Source organism: Mucilaginibacter terrigena, assembly GCF_004168255.1.
GTDB classification, from domain to species: Bacteria; Bacteroidota; Bacteroidia; order Sphingobacteriales; family Sphingobacteriaceae; genus Mucilaginibacter; species Mucilaginibacter terrigena.
On the sequence record NZ_SEWG01000003.1, the window covers coordinates 464,979 to 478,187 of the forward strand.

Sequence of the window (13,209 nt, forward strand, 5' to 3'; positions counted from 1 at the left end):
AATTCTCCGATGCGTAACCTCCTGATATTTATCACCAAGTACAACGCATTCTTCCTGTTTCTTATTTTTGAGATAGTATCACTGCTTATCTATATCAAATACAACTCTTTTCAAAAGGCATCTTTTATTAACAGTACTAACCAGGTTACCGGTAATTTATATGCCAAAGCCGATGAGTTAAAGGGCTACCTGTCTTTAAAAGATGTAAACGATAAACTGGCCAAAGAAAACGCCGAACTGCGTAACCAGTTGCGTGCGTCGAAATATGCTGATACTGTTGCCCGTAAAACGGTTAACGACACCATTTACAAGCAGCAATACGAATATATCGAGGCGCAGGTTATCAACAACTCCATCAATAAACGTAACAACTATTTAACCATTAGCCGTGGCAGCCGCGATGGTATTGCAAAAGGGATGGGGGTAATATCCAGTTTGGGTGTTGTTGGCAAAGTGATATTTGTAGGCGAGCATTTATCTATCATACAATCCCTGCTGCACAAGGAATCGCGCTTTAGCGCCATGCTGGCAGCCAACAGGGAGATAGGTTATGTAGAGTGGGGCGATGATCTGGACCCACGGAAAGGGTTGCTGGTTGACGTATCAAACAACGCGCAGCCCAAAATTGGCGAACTGGTGGTAACGTCAGATCTGTCGCTTTTCCCGGCGGGGATACCTTTAGGCAAAGTAACCAGGCTAACAACCAAAAGCGGCGGCTTTTTCCTGAATATGGAAGTGGCCCTTGCAACCGACTTTAGCAAGCTGGAATACGTGTACGTGGTAATTAACAAGTTTGCACAAGAGCAGGCGGGACTGGAGGCCCAGGAGAAAAAAGATGAGTAGGATAATATTAATAAACCTGGTGCGCTTTGTGATGCTGGTTTTACTGCAGGTATTTTTACTCAAAAATATTTCGCTGTATAATTTATCGGTGCCCTACCTGTATATCCTGTTTATACTGCTGCTGCCGTTCGAGACGCCAAACCTGGTGCTTTTTGTGCTGGCCTTTATTTTAGGATTAACCATTGATGCTTTTTACGATACTCCCGGCCTGCACGCCGCGGCTTGTACATTGCTTGCCTTTGTACGGATATTCTTTATCAGCATAACGGTACAAAAGGATGGCTTTGATAACGAGCCCGAGCCTACGCTAAGCATAATGGGTTTCAGGTGGTTTTTTACTTATGCACTTGTTCTCACGCTTTTCCATCATTTCTTCCTATTCAACCTGGAAGTTTTCAGGCTATCTGAGATCACTTACACACTAAGCCGGTTCTTATCGAGTTCAATATTTACAGTATTTTTGATGCTGGTTTCGGGCTTATTGTTTTTCAGAAAGAAAGAGCGTAAATAAATGAATAGTTTTTTTGAGCGGAGATACGTTATAGCAGGGATATTTATAACCCTTATATTGGTATTGCTTGCCCGGCTGTTTTACATACAGGTGGTTGATGACCGCTACTTTTTATACGCGCAAAATAATGTGATGCGCCGTATTATGCAGTACCCGGCCCGTGGCCCTATCCTTGACCGTACCGGTAAAATAATGGTACAAAACGAGCCCATATACGATATAATGGTTATACCAAAACAGGTAAAACCTTTTGATACGGTTGAATTTTGTAAGTTATTGGGTATAGATAAAGAGGGGTTTGATAAGCGCTTTGCAAAAGCAAAAGTTTATTCGCCCCGGCTTGCATCTGTATTTGAAAAGCAATTATCCTTACAAGCGTATGCTTCCTTTCAGGAGCGGCTATCCGAGTTTCCGGGTTTTTATCCCCAACGCAGGTCAGTTCGGATCTATCCGGATTCGGCAGCGGCACAATTTCTTGGTTATATTGGCGAGGCTACAGATGCCATTATTAAAAGGTCGAACGGATATTATAGCCCGGGTGATTATGTAGGCATCACCGGTGTCGAAAAATCGTACGAAACCATACTGCGGGGCCAGCGCGGCGTTCAGAATTTGCTATACGATTCGCACAACGTAGCTAAAGGAAGCTACGCCAACGGCGCTTACGATACAGCCGCTGTTGCCGGCGAACGGCTGGTATCGTCACTTGATATGCGCATCCAGCGGCTTGGCGAAACACTGATGCAAAATAAGGTGGGCAGTATTGTTGCCATTGAACCATCAAGCGGCGAGATACTTTGCTTTGTAAGCAGCCCAACCTACGACCCTAATTTACTGGTAGGCCGCGAACGCGGTAATAATGCCGCCAAATTATATAAGGACCCATACAAGCCATTTTTTACAAGGCCTATACAGGCTAAGTATCCACCGGGGTCGTCATTTAAACCTCTGAGCGCGCTGATTGCATTGCAGGAAGGCATTATAACGCCGCAAACCACTTACTTATGCCCGGGGCGCTACCTGGCAAATAACGGTAAACCAAAATGTACCCACGTACACGGGCTGGTTAACCTTAGCAGCGCCATTGCCGAATCGTGCAACGGGTACTTTGCCATGGTGTTCGAAAAATTAATGAACGCGCATGGTGCTAAAAACACCGAAAGTTCTTTCGACTCGTGGCGTAATAATGTAAACAAGTTTGGCTTTGGGGTAAAGCTTGATGTAGATATCCCAAGCGAATCGAGGGGTAACGTACCAACATCAGGTTTTTACGACAGGTACTATCAAAAGGGCGGTTGGCGTTCAAAAACCATCCTGTCGCTGGCTATTGGGCAGGGCGAACTGGAGGCCACGCCACTGCAACTGGCCAATATCGAGGCTACCATTGCCAACCATGGGTTTTATTATAAACCACACCTTATAAAAGCCATTGGGGATAAAGCCGTTATTAAAAAAGAATATACACTTAAAAACTATGTAGGTATCAACCCACAATATTTTGAGCCCGTTATAGATGGTATGCAAAACGTGGTAGACCACGGTACGGCCGTAGGATCGAAAATACCGGGCATTGTAATGTGTGGCAAAACAGGTACGGCACAAAATCCGCATGGTAAAAACCATTCGTTATTTGTGGCATATGCCCCGCGCGATAACCCTAAGATTGCTATTGCCGTAGTGGTAGAAAACTCGGGCGATGGCGGTACCTGGGCGGCGCCTATAGCCAGCTTTATTGTAGAACAATACTTACGGGGCAGTATATCTAAACGCCCGTCGGGTATTTATCCCGAGTATTACATAGAAAAGAATTTGCTGCCCGATGTAATTGTAAAACCTGCCGATAAAGCGAAGCTAAAAGCGGACAGCCTGAAAAAAGCAACTGCCGATTCGCTTAAAAAAGTAAAAGCCGATTCCATAAAAAAGTCGAAATTAATATCGGCCAAAAATAAACCTGCTAAAAAAGTAGATGGGCAATTAACAGCTATGCTGCCAAAACAAACGGACGATGAATAACCAACAGCGTAGTTTCTTTTTTAATGTGGATTGGGTAACGGTACTTATTTACCTGGCGCTGTGCGTTATCGGCTGGTTTAATATTCACGCGGCAGTGTATGATGAAGATCATCGCAGTATGTTAGATTTTGATACCCAGTATGGTAAGCAGTTCATCTTCATTATTTCGGCCCTGGTGATTGGTACGGTCATCCTTCTGCTCGAGAGCCGCTTCCTGTCGGCCTTAGCGCCTGCCTTTTACGTGGTAACGGTGCTGTTGCTTGTAGTAGTGCTGGTTGCCGGGCACAATGTTGGGGGTAACCAGGCCTGGATAGATATGGGTGGGGGGTTCAGGCTGCAGCCATCGGAGTTTGCCAAATTTGCAACCTGCCTTTTGCTGGCGCGGTACCTTAGCGCTACTAATGTAAAGGTTACCGATCCAAAATCATTCCTGATAGCCGGCGGTATTATTTTGCTGCCCATGATGTTGATAAAGCTTCAGCCGGATGATGGGTCTACCCTTGTGTTTTGTTCGCTCATACTGGTATTGTACCGCGAGGGCTTATCCGTTTATTTCCTTATCGTTATTGGCCTGCTGGCTACCCTGTTTGTATCGGCCCTGCTGGTTAATGTGTGGTACATTATTATAGTATTGGTTGCACTGGCGGCGTTGCTGCTATTTCTTTTTGGAAAGAACCGCAAATTTGTTACCGGCCTTATCATCGGGCTGGTATTGGCTATTGGCTTTGTTTTTTGTGTAAAACCGCTATATTTTCATGGCTTGAAACCACACCAGCGCGTACGCATCGATGAGGTGCTTGGCCTTACTAAAGATCTGCGGGGTGTTGGCTACAATCAAAATCAATCAAAAATTGCCATTGGCTCGGGCCGTGTATGGGGTAAAGGCTACCTGCAAGGCACACAAACCAAATACTCCTTTGTACCCGAGCAAAGCACCGATTTTATATTTTGTACCGTAGGCGAGGAGTGGGGGTTTGCAGGTTCGGTTGTGGTAATGGGCTTATACCTGTTTTTGTTACTGCGGATAGTAATGATAGCCGAGCGACAGCGTGCGCCATTCTCGCGCATATATGGTTATGGGGTGGCATCCATCATTTTTTGCCATGTTGTTATCAACATCGCTATGGCCATAGGTTACATGCCGGTAATAGGTATCCCGCTGCCATTTATCAGTTATGGGGGTTCGTCGTTATGGAGCTTTACAGTACTGTTGTTTATCCTGCTTAAGCTCGACTCGAACCGGATGGGTATGAACTACGCGTAACGGCGTTTCAGCAAAGCATAAAATTTATCCGAAGTGGCTTTTTTGCCCTCCCAGTTATTTTTGGTAACGTAATTGGTCTTCAGGAAACGGTCGGCTTCTTCAAAGCTGGTGAACCGGTTTACTATTTCAATAGCTTCGCTGTAAGCCAGGCTGTAACCGTTAAACAGGTCTTTCACAAAAAGCAATTTATCATTCAGGCTAATAGCCGATTTAATGTCTTTTATCGCTGCCTCAGCAGGTTCGGTACCCGTGCCCTGGTTTCCCTTTAGTTGTGCCGACATCCGCTCGTTAAAAGATAGCGGCTTGGTTTCTTTAGCCGGTGTTGGGGCAGGTTCCTCTGCCTTAATTTTTGGGGTATTATCAATAACCGGTTCAGGGTTAGTGGGTACTATGTTCGGCTCCTCGGTTTCATCGTCGGCGTTAATGATTTCCCCATCTAAAATACCCTCCATAGTTACCTGCTGGTTTTTTTCAGCTTTTTTTTCGGGTATAACAGGTGTTACCTCTTCCTCTTCTTCCCAGTCCTCCGCCTCATCTATAACCAGTTCGTGCCGTATGGTTTCGGGTTCCTCGCGCTCAAACGAATAGCTGTCTGCATCGGTCCCGGTGTGCAGGTCTATCTGCGGTGCAGGCTTATCATCTTCAACCGGGGTAATATCTATTTTAATAGGTTCGGCTTGCGCGGGGGTTATTTTAAACGGCGTGCGTTCTGCAGCCGGTTTTACCTGTTGTACAAGTGGCTCAAAATATTTTGGCTCGTTGTTAGCCGGTTTCTTTATTTCTTCAACAACCTGTTTTTTTGGCTCGGGCTGCTCTTTCTTAAACTCGGGTTGTTTTTCTTCAATATGCGGGGGCAACGTATGCTGCAACTGCACCTTTTGAAGGTTAAGCTTTCTTAATATTTCGGCATGGTCTTTTAAAAAGTGGGTGTTGGCAACAAACAGCTCAAGTTCAAGGTCGTTAAGGTTATCTGCAGTACTTTGCAGGTACTCATATTGCTCGTTAAGTTCTTTTATTATGGCGCCGGTCTTTCTAAATACTTCCTGCTGCTTCATGGCTTTAATGTTAGGAAATTGCTAACCAAAAATAGCATAAAATTCTGATATTAGCCCCTCACAAAAGATTTGAGAGATTGTACAACGAGGAGATTTTTAAAAGGCGGGGCGAGATAGGCGGGAGTATTGAAGTGGTCTGTGGGTCAATGTTTTCGGGCAAAACCGAAGAATTGATAAGGCGGGTTAACCGCGCCCGCATAGCAAAAGTGAATGTGGAAATTTTTAGCCCGGTAGCCGATACCCGCTACGATAAAAGCGCCCTGGTATCGCACAATCTTAATTCTATCCCTTCAAAAGCAGTTTGTAAAGCTGCCGAAATTTTGCCTCTGGCAAGCCATATCCAGGTGGTGGGGATCGACGAGGCCCAGTTTTTTGATGACGAATTACCACAAGTTTGCCAAACCCTTGCCGATAGCGGTGTACGCGTAATTGTGGCCGGTTTGGATATGGATTTTAAGGGCCGCCCGTTTGGCGCTATGCCCCAGGTAATGGCCATGGCCGACTCTGTTACCAAACTGCATGCCGTATGTGTAAAATGCGGACAGCAGGCCATGTACTCGTACCGTTTGGTGCCTAACGAAAGCCAGATACTTTTAGGCGAAAAGGAAAGCTACGAAGCCCGCTGCCGTAATTGCTTTAATTTGGATGGGGCAATTTAAGTAAGCAGTTTGGCGGCTAAACTTATTCCTCATATGCCGCATTCATTTTTTTAGACCGTAGTAAACACCAAACCTCGCAGGCATTGCGCAAATGCGGCCTGTATAAATATTATTACAAACATCATTTAAACAATAGCCTGCCTTTTAGGGTTAGCTATAAAAACAGATACCATGAGCATTAGCTTACTGGCCTGCATCCATTGCAAAAAGGATGCAGAGGCCGCGTTTGATTCGGAACTAAAGAAACTGGTTGAGGCATCCCTAAAGGAGGAAGGCTGCATAGCTTATGAATTGTATCAATACAAAGATGAGCCAACCCGTTATGTAATTGAAGAAGAATGGGCTGATGAAGATGCCCTGAGCAGGCATATGGAAGCCGCGCATTATAAATATTTTGTACATATTTCCCCAGCCTTGCTGGAAACACCGGCCGATGTTAAAATATTAACCCGGTTGGTATAAACTGCCCTATTGGCGCATAAACAATATTTAAGGTTGGTTGTTATTATATCAGACGAAAGAGATTAGAATACCGGTATATATTATGGCTAAGAAAATTTTAGTTATCGAGGATGATAAGGATATTAGGGACACGGTAACTTTTGCCCTGGAAAGTGAAGGTTATGAAGTGATATCATCAGAAAATTCGAGGATCTTAAAATTTATCGACCACCACAATCCCGACCTGATATTGTTGGATAACTGGCTCACCGAATGGAAGAGTGATGCCAACGGCCAACAGCTAAGCTATGATCTCAAATCAGACCCTAAAACAAGCCATATACCGGTAATCATTGTATCGGCAGTAAGCAATATAGCTGAAATAGCCGCAGCCGGATTATCAGACGGATACCTAAAAAAGCCGTTTGATCTGGATGAATTGAACGCGATCATCAAGAAACACATATAGCGCCTCTGAAGGGGGAGCTTTTGAAAAGCTTAAACATTAACAAAGCCCAATTCTTTACGGAGTTGGGCTTTGTTATTATAAATTCTGTTCCCCCGTTAGCTAACGGGGGCTGGGGGCTACAACTTGTCTTATAACTTCACCCCTAAGCCCACATTGAACGATATACCATCGCCTGGCAAAATGCCCGGACCGGGGTACATGTTAATACGGCGGGTAAAGTATTTCTGATCGGTTAGGTTGTTGATGTTGAAATTAACGTGGTAATTTTTCAGGAAGCTGTAGTTAAAAGCAAGGTCTACCAGTTTGTAAGCCGGTACTATGCCTGTTGCCCCGGTTGGGTTAAACGCGGTGTTATTGGCATCGCTAAACTGTTTACTTACGTAGCTGAATAATACCGTAGAGGTAACGCGGCCGGTTAAATAAGTAAGGCCGGTACGGTTTGTCCAATCGGGTGTGCCTTCAATTTTATGGCCCACAAGGCTTGTGTTTACACCTGCATTATTAATGCTGCCACTGGTGTACCTGCCGCAAGTGTAAGCAAGGGTGTTAAACAAGCGCAGGTCGCTTCCCGATTGCGGGTTGAAACCACGGATCAGCGATAATTCGGTATATGCCTCGATACCCTTGGCCTCCGCATCGCCAACAGTGGTTAAATACAAATGGTTTGCACCACCGGCATCCTGTACAGTTAAAGTACCGGCACGGTTGCCGTAATGCACAAAAAAGCCATTCACATCAAACGTAAAAGCCGAGCCCAATTTACCACGGTAACCCAGGTCGGCATTGTAACCTTTACTGTCTTTCATGTTAGGGTCAACAAGTGTTAACTGATCGGCAGGGGTAACGGCCGCGTAAATATAGGGGCGGTATGCCTGCGAGAAGTTACCGTAAAGCTGCGAAGTGCTGCTCAACTGGTATTGCAAGCCGGCTCCAAATAACGGAAAGCTACGGTCTCTTTTATAATTTACCGGGGTGTTGCGGTTGTTCACCACACCATCTATAGTTGTTTTAATGCCCTCGTAACGCACACCCGGCGTAAACGAAAACTTGCTGGTGAGGCGGAAAATGTTTTCGGCAAACACCGCGTAGTTAATGGCATTAAGGTCAAGGTCGATGCCGTAATCTTTCACCAGGCTCAAATCAAAGTCGCTTGCGGTTGTACCTACTCCTTTTTGCTGGCGATGGGTTGAACCATTGGCATACCTTAAACCTGTAGTAAGCGTGCTGCTTACACTCCCTATGTTATAATTGGTTAATAAACGGGCCTCGGTGGTAAAGCTTTTGTAATGGTCGCGGTCAACCTGGCGCGGGTTGTAAGTGTTAAGCGTTTTGTTTACCGTATCCCTTACGTTTGATGCAGCGATGTATTGCACACTGCTACGCTCGCCAAAAAGCACATGCGACGTAACCTCTAACCGGGTGTTTTTGCTGAAATTATAATTGAATATCAGCGCGGGGATGTTGATAGCCGGTTTAAAGAAGTTACGGAAACGGGTTGATTGCCTGCTGGTTGCATTGTACATAGCATCGGTTAAACCACCCGCGATTTGCTGCACATAATCAGACCGCGAGAACTGAAACGACAGGCTGCCTTTTGTATTAAACTGGTATTTGATGTTGGCGTAGTAAGCGTGGTAGTTAAACGCCGCGTCCGGTCGCCAGCCATCGCCGCTACGGGCATCAAAATAAGCATAATAGCTTACCTTACCTACTTTGCCGCCAATGGCGTTGTACGAATTAAAGAAACGCTTGCTGCCAACGGTTTGCTCACTTTCAAAACCGAAGATTTTGGTAGTATCCGGTTGTTTGATCTTAAAATTCACCATGCCGCCAAATTGGCTGCCAAACTGCAGGGACGATGAGCCGCGCACATATTGCACCTCGCCAATGGCCTGGAACGGCATGTTGTAGTGATTTTCGGGGTAGCCCACAACATCCGAATTGGTGTTATAGCCATTCTGCCTAACGTTGGTTTCAATAGAGCGGTGCATATCGGTACCGCGTGTGCCAATATTAAGCTGCAGGCCGGCACCATCCATTTCCCAAACGTTAATACCCGGCACTTGCGAAAATAAGGTACGGGCATTGTTACCTGCCAGGTTTGCCTTGCCGGGGTCGGCATAAATAACATTGGTTTTTTTGCCCGAGAAAATATACTGGCCCGATACATCCGGTAAATTTTTGCTGCGCGATTCTTTGATAATTACGCTATCAAGCTTAAGGGTATCTTTTGTGGTGGTTTGCGCTTGTGTATTATAAACGGCTGCTGTTAAAGCTGTAAGCAGCAACGCTTTGTATAAATATTTCATTATAGTTTTTTAGAGTTCGCTGAAAATTGAATTGTTAATAAAATAACATTGCCCACAAGGCACAGTTTGCCCTGCTTGTTTTTAATGGAATGCTAAAATTGGGTTAACTTAAAATTTCAGGAGGCTGGCCCGGTACCGGGATAAACGGAGCGGCAGAAATGGTGTACATTTTATTAAAACCCTGCGGAGGGATATTCTCGAACCGCAGAAAGCTGATAATCAACTGAGGATGGTCATATTTAACATCGGGGCCGCCTTTTTTTACCGATGCATCGTTACCCTTATCGGTAGGGATATCATTTATCTGTTTGGCGTAAATTACATTGTTATCTATCAGCTTTGTTTTTTCGCAATTGGGCACGCACATTACATACAGGGTGTCCTTGGTAAACTTAAGCTTAACATAATTGTAGCACGCGTTTTTTAACTGGATAGATCCGCTAACGTTTTTATAATCGGGCCATTCGTTAATACCGGGCAGGTTTTGCTTTACTTTTAGCTCTACAAGGGCATTTGGGTCGTAAAGGTTATGGCTTATCAACTCGTTCATGTGCCTGTCAGATAGTTCCAGCATATAATTTTGCAGCAGCATGTATCCACCCCAATTAAAAAAATGGATAACTAAAAGAAATATGGCGAAAATGCGTTTCAAGTGTAATCAAACTTACAATCTGCAATTTTAACTAAAACTTTTAAATTTTGAGATACCAGGTGATTTTTTAACGTATGTATAATAGTTACAGGTTATCGGCCAAAATTTAATATTTATTTATTTATTTTACAGTTACGAACATAATTTTCATAACGGCCTTAACAATGTTTAAAAGCCGTTTTTTTAATATTTTTAGTATTGATGCAAAGCAAAAAGCGAGTGCTGTTTTATTTAGTTGACGGCGCCCACAGCGAAGTTTTACCCGAACTGATAGAGCAAGGCCTGTTGCCAAACATAAAACGAATTATTGACGAAGGTACTTACCGCAAGGCCACTACCTGTTTCCCTTCAACTACCGGCCCTGCATACCTGCCATTTTTAACCGGGCACTTCCCCGGTACTATGGATATTACCGGCATCCGCTGGTTTGATAAAAAGGAATTTAAGCGTACAAGGTTTAACAAACTGGCTATGCGCAGCTACTGCGGGCCCGAGGCCGCCTGGTTTAATACTGATATGCCGGCCGATAAGCCCACGTTGTTTGAACTGATGGACGAATCGTACAACGTGTACAACATGATAACCCGCAGTGTGCCGGATGAATACGACCTTGGCAAAAAGGGCAAGGGCCTGATGTATATGCGCGCGCATTTTAAACTGCGCCACCACCCGGTAGATCTGCAGGGCCATGCGCGCATCATGGAAATGCTCAATTCGGGTAAGGATTTTGATTTCCTGTTCGCCGTGTTCCCGAGTGTAGACTGGGATTCGCATTACCATCATATCCGCGACCCGCGCACAGTTGAGGCTTATAAAATTGCGGACCGTAGCCTTGGCGAGGTACGCGCCAAATTAGAGGAACAGGGCAAATGGGAGGATACGCTATTTATTATGACATCAGACCACGGCCTTACCCCAACTACCAAGCACCTGGACCTGGCCGACTGGATGACCGACCACGGATTAAAATCTGTTTACTACCCGGTGATATGGAAAAGCAACCCAAAATGCGCGGTGATGATATCCGGCAATTCGTTCGGCAGTATCCATTTCCTGAACCACGAGGGCGACCATGTGCTGCGCGAACAGGGAATCATCGAAGCCATGGGTGCCGAACGTTTGCAATTGCTGTTGAACGAGGATGCGGTTGATTTTGCCATTTACCGTGGCGACGAAGAGCAAACTTTTATCGTGCACAACAAAGCCGGTAAAGCGAAGATCTCGGTTAAGGATAACATATTTACCTACCAGCCCCTTACTGCCGATGTTTTAAAATATGGCGGCAAGATAGAAGCTACCGGCCATCGCGCTATATTAAAAGCTACTTTTGATACCGATTACCCGGATGCGGTGTTCCAGATCTATCAATTGTTCCAAAGCCGCAGGGCGGGGGATATTGTGATCAGCGCGAGCCTGGGGCACGACCTGCGCGATTTTTGGGAATATCCCGAACACAAAGGCTCGCATGGTTCGTTACACAGGTACCATATCCATGTGCCCATGATATACAACCAAAAAGGCTGGAACGAACAGCCTATGCGTACCGCCGATCTGTTTGACAGCATCCTGAAGTGGAAAGGTATCACCCCCAAAAGTTCAGAGGGCGAACCATTATTTTAATATTACTGCCAGAGTATAGATGACACAAACTACCAGGCACACCGCCGAAACCGAAAAACAGGAAGCCAAAAACGTATTTAATAAAAAGGTTATTATAAAAGGCGCTTTTTGGTTTGCACTAATTACAGTAGCTACTATTGCGGTAGTATTTTTCTACAATAACACCGGCGATACCGTAAAGGCGCTTTCGCATATTTCCTATAAATACATCGCAATTTGCTTTATAATGCTTTTTGTCGACCTGATGCTGGGTAGCTGGCGCAACCATATATATATTCAAAAACTGGCGCCGGGCGTATCGCACTGGGTAAGTTTCAGGGCAAATGTTGCCAATATGTTTATGGGCGCGGTAACCCCGGCACATGGGGGCGCTGGCCCCGCGCAGATATTTGTTTACACCAGTAACGGCGTAACATTCATAGATTCGTTCGCGGTAACATTATTAAATATGGGTGCTACATTGATATTTATGCCATTAGCAGGATTTATAGCTATTATGTTAATGGATACCGGTTCGGTTGGCAGCATGGTACCCGCTATGCTTAAATATGGCTTTAGTTTTTTCCTGGTGTTTTTGCTGGCTTTTTTGCTGGCCTTCTGGAAACCGCTTTGGATAGGCGCCCTTATCAAAAAAATAGCCAATGGCATATCCGCTATCTTCCCTAAACGAAAAGAGAAACTGGCCAAATGGGCCGATAATTCTTTTGCGAGCATTAGTAAATACCAGCAAACATGCAGCGTTATTATCCGCAAGCACCCGTTTTTGTTCCCACTGAGTTTGGTTATTACCACAGCGCTTTATATGAATAAGTATTGCCTGCAATGGGTATTATTGCTTGGGTTGGGTGTTAATGCCGACCTGGTACAAGTAATATCTATACAGATATTGATACAATTTATGATCTATTTTGCGCCAACACCCGGCGGCAGCGGGTTTGCCGAAGGTTTTATAGCTACTTTATTTGGACGGATTGTGCCCGCCGGCCTGATCCCGATATTTACTTTGCTGCAGCGGTCGTTCCTGCTGTTTTTCCCGGCGCTGGTAGGCGCTTACGTAGTACTAAACCTGTTGCGCAAACAAACCATGAAGAAGGCTTAACCTTGTTGAAGCATGCTCCGATGGAGCCATGCATTCCAATAATGTTATCTATAAACAGGGTATTCCTACGGAATAATAATACCTGCGCCTGATAAACTATCGCTCCGGAGGAGCGCCCTGTTTATAGAAAGAAGACATAATTCTTTTGGCTCCATAGGAGCCTCCTGATTCAAGGACAGCAGCCGTTTCATTCTTTCAACTGATTAATTATTTCTACCTGCCGCCTATTTATTAATAGCAATAAATAATATATCTTTAATAACTAATCTTATTC

At 44.9% G+C, this 13,209-nt stretch carries 12 protein-coding genes; 9 read left to right on the plus strand and 3 right to left on the minus strand.

Annotation, left to right across the window (positions count from 1 at the left end; all coding sequences use genetic code 11):
• Positions 1-9 precede the first annotated feature (9 nt).
• Genes mreC through rodA form a run of 4 tightly spaced genes read left to right on the plus strand, consistent with a single transcriptional unit; the run spans position 10 to position 4,631 of the window.
• Positions 10-843 carry a rod shape-determining protein MreC gene (gene mreC / locus EWM62_RS09275; RefSeq protein ID WP_129876371.1) on the plus strand — a complete coding sequence of 278 codons (834 nt, stop codon included), beginning with the start codon at positions 10-12 and terminating at the stop codon, positions 841-843.
• Positions 836-1,354: a rod shape-determining protein MreD gene (gene mreD / locus EWM62_RS09280; protein WP_129876372.1), complete on the plus strand. Its 519-nt coding sequence runs from the start codon at positions 836-838 to the stop codon at positions 1,352-1,354. The genes mreC and mreD overlap by 8 nt, the downstream gene beginning before the upstream one ends.
• Positions 1,355-3,367 (plus strand): penicillin-binding protein 2, encoded by a 2,013-nt coding sequence (gene mrdA, locus EWM62_RS09285; protein WP_129876373.1) that lies wholly within the window; start codon positions 1,355-1,357, stop codon positions 3,365-3,367.
• The gene (rodA, locus tag EWM62_RS09290; RefSeq protein ID WP_129876374.1) at positions 3,360-4,631 is read left to right on the plus strand and encodes a rod shape-determining protein RodA; all 1,272 of its coding nucleotides are present in this window, start codon (positions 3,360-3,362) and stop codon (positions 4,629-4,631) included. Before mrdA ends, rodA begins: the two co-directional genes overlap by 8 nt.
• Here rodA and EWM62_RS09295 read toward each other — a convergent pair.
• Positions 4,622-5,686, minus strand: coding sequence for a hypothetical protein (locus EWM62_RS09295; protein ID WP_129876375.1), 1,065 nt, complete (start codon positions 5,684-5,686; stop codon positions 4,622-4,624). The genes rodA and EWM62_RS09295 overlap by 10 nt on opposite strands.
• Positions 5,687-5,763: 77 nt before the next feature.
• Between EWM62_RS09295 and EWM62_RS09300 the strand changes: the two genes are divergently transcribed.
• From EWM62_RS09300 to EWM62_RS09310, 3 genes are all read left to right on the plus strand, one after another.
• Positions 5,764-6,345: a thymidine kinase gene (locus tag EWM62_RS09300; protein ID WP_129876376.1), complete on the plus strand. Its 582-nt coding sequence runs from the start codon at positions 5,764-5,766 to the stop codon at positions 6,343-6,345.
• Positions 6,346-6,516: 171 nt separating this feature from the next.
• Positions 6,517-6,807, plus strand: coding sequence for a putative quinol monooxygenase (locus EWM62_RS09305; RefSeq protein WP_129876377.1), 291 nt, complete (start codon positions 6,517-6,519; stop codon positions 6,805-6,807).
• Positions 6,808-6,889: 82 nt separating this feature from the next.
• Complete coding sequence (locus tag EWM62_RS09310) at positions 6,890-7,255, plus strand: response regulator transcription factor (protein WP_129876378.1); 366 nt, start codon at positions 6,890-6,892, stop codon at positions 7,253-7,255.
• Between the two features lie 128 nt (positions 7,256-7,383).
• Here the strand turns inward: EWM62_RS09310 and EWM62_RS09315 are convergent, their stop codons facing one another.
• Together EWM62_RS09315 and EWM62_RS09320 are read right to left on the minus strand one after the other, a co-directional pair.
• A complete protein-coding gene (locus EWM62_RS09315) occupies positions 7,384-9,564 on the minus strand; it encodes a TonB-dependent receptor family protein (protein WP_129876379.1) in 2,181 nt (726 codons plus the stop codon).
• A 103-nt stretch (positions 9,565-9,667) separates the two neighbouring features.
• Positions 9,668-10,216: a hypothetical protein gene (locus tag EWM62_RS09320; RefSeq protein WP_129876380.1), complete on the minus strand. Its 549-nt coding sequence runs from the start codon at positions 10,214-10,216 to the stop codon at positions 9,668-9,670.
• A 201-nt stretch (positions 10,217-10,417) separates the two neighbouring features.
• On the opposite strand from EWM62_RS09320, the gene EWM62_RS09325 reads away from it, so the two are divergent.
• Both EWM62_RS09325 and EWM62_RS09330 read left to right on the plus strand, forming a co-directional pair.
• Positions 10,418-11,836 carry an alkaline phosphatase family protein gene (locus EWM62_RS09325; protein WP_129876381.1) on the plus strand — a complete coding sequence of 473 codons (1,419 nt, stop codon included), beginning with the start codon at positions 10,418-10,420 and terminating at the stop codon, positions 11,834-11,836.
• 19 nt (positions 11,837-11,855) lie between these two features.
• Entirely contained in the window at positions 11,856-12,935 is a 1,080-nt protein-coding gene (locus EWM62_RS09330) for a lysylphosphatidylglycerol synthase transmembrane domain-containing protein (RefSeq protein WP_129876382.1), read from the plus strand.
• Positions 12,936-13,209: the final 274 nt, after the last annotated feature.

What these genes read in the sequence shown, in the direction of transcription:
- EWM62_RS09330 (WP_129876382.1), top strand. Translation starts at nt 11,856, where the DNA reads ATGACACAAACTACCAGGCACACCGCCGAAACCGAAAAACAGGAAGCC.
- EWM62_RS09295 (WP_129876375.1), bottom strand. Translation starts at nt 5,686, where the DNA reads ATGAAGCAGCAGGAAGTATTTAGAAAGACCGGCGCCATAATAAAAGAA.
- EWM62_RS09310 (WP_129876378.1), top strand. Translation starts at nt 6,890, where the DNA reads ATGGCTAAGAAAATTTTAGTTATCGAGGATGATAAGGATATTAGGGAC.
- EWM62_RS09325 (WP_129876381.1), top strand. Translation starts at nt 10,418, where the DNA reads ATGCAAAGCAAAAAGCGAGTGCTGTTTTATTTAGTTGACGGCGCCCAC.
- EWM62_RS09305 (WP_129876377.1), top strand. Translation starts at nt 6,517, where the DNA reads ATGAGCATTAGCTTACTGGCCTGCATCCATTGCAAAAAGGATGCAGAG.
- mreC (WP_129876371.1), top strand. Translation starts at nt 10, where the DNA reads ATGCGTAACCTCCTGATATTTATCACCAAGTACAACGCATTCTTCCTG.
- EWM62_RS09315 (WP_129876379.1), bottom strand. Translation starts at nt 9,564, where the DNA reads ATGAAATATTTATACAAAGCGTTGCTGCTTACAGCTTTAACAGCAGCC.
- mreD (WP_129876372.1), top strand. Translation starts at nt 836, where the DNA reads ATGAGTAGGATAATATTAATAAACCTGGTGCGCTTTGTGATGCTGGTT.
- rodA (WP_129876374.1), top strand. Translation starts at nt 3,360, where the DNA reads ATGAATAACCAACAGCGTAGTTTCTTTTTTAATGTGGATTGGGTAACG.
- mrdA (WP_129876373.1), top strand. Translation starts at nt 1,355, where the DNA reads ATGAATAGTTTTTTTGAGCGGAGATACGTTATAGCAGGGATATTTATA.